The 1,083-nt window shown below is 63.7% G+C and carries 1 protein-coding gene and 1 pseudogene; both read left to right on the forward strand.

Annotated elements, in window-relative coordinates; genetic code table 11:
• Positions 1-322, forward strand: a pseudogene (locus EN893_RS35225) (ribose ABC transporter permease); the annotation flags it as partial.
• The coding region (locus EN893_RS35230) for a MurR/RpiR family transcriptional regulator (RefSeq protein WP_128362226.1) at positions 319-1,083 on the forward strand (765 nt) is incomplete at its 3' end. The pseudogene EN893_RS35225 and the gene EN893_RS35230, both read left to right, overlap by 4 nt.

The raw sequence follows: 1,083 nt of genomic DNA on the forward strand, positions 1-1,083 counted from the left end.
CACCAAGATCGCCGCCTACATGATCTCGGGCCTGCTGGCGGCGCTTGCCGCGCAGATCCTGGTCGGCCGGCTCGGCGCCGCCGAGCCCATCCTCGGCAATCTCTGGGAACTCGACGCTATCGCGGCTGCCGCCATCGGCGGCGCCTCGCTGATGGGCGGCAAGGGCAGCATCGTCGGCACCATCCTGGGCGCCGTCATCCTCGGCGCCATGCGCAACGGTTTGACGCTGATGAACGTCCAGTCCTTCTATCAGCTTCTGGCAACTGGTCTTATAATCCTCGCCGCGATGCTTATCGATCGCGTGACGAGGGGGCGTGGATGACCTTGAGCGGGCTGGACCTGAAAGCGGTAGGACCGCGCATCCGCATGATGATGCCGCATCTCACCCCGTTGGAGGCGAAGGTGGTGGAAACCGTCTTCGGCCGGCGCGGTTTCGACGAGAGCATTCCGCTGAAACAGATCGCCGAAGAGTCCGGCGTGTCCGAGGCGATGGTGGTCAAAATCGCCAAGAAGCTCGGCTTTTCCGGCTATCGCGACTTCCGCACCGCCGTCTATGAATACAGTCGCCTGCCGACCGCCGAGATGCACCAGGAACTGTCATCCGACGACAGTTCGGCCGAGATCGTGCAAAAAGTGTTTCGCACCTCCATCCAGGCGCTGGAGGAGACGCTGGCGATCCTCGACATCGAGGATTTCGACCGGGCCGCCGAGCTGCTCTTCCGTGCCAAGAACCGGGATTTTTATGGCGTCGGCGGCTCGGCGCAGATCGCCCGCGATGTCTCGCACAAGTTTCTGCGCATCGGCATCCGCGCATCCGTCTATGACGATTCGCATATGATGCTGATGTCGGCCTCGCTGCTCGGCGGCGACGACATCGCCGTCGGCTTCTCGCATTCGGGAAACACGTCGGCCGTCATCGACGCCATCCAGCTGGCCCGCAAGAACGGTGCCCGCACGCTGGCCATCACCAACTACGACAACTCGCCGCTGGCTGCGGTCGCCGACATCGTGCTTTGCTCGACCGCGCAAGGCTCGCCGCTGATGGGCGAGAACGCAGCGGCGCGCATTGCCCAGCTCAACATC

The organism is Mesorhizobium sp. M7A.F.Ca.CA.004.04.2.1 (assembly GCF_004022825.1).
GTDB lineage: Bacteria > Pseudomonadota > Alphaproteobacteria > Rhizobiales > Rhizobiaceae > Mesorhizobium.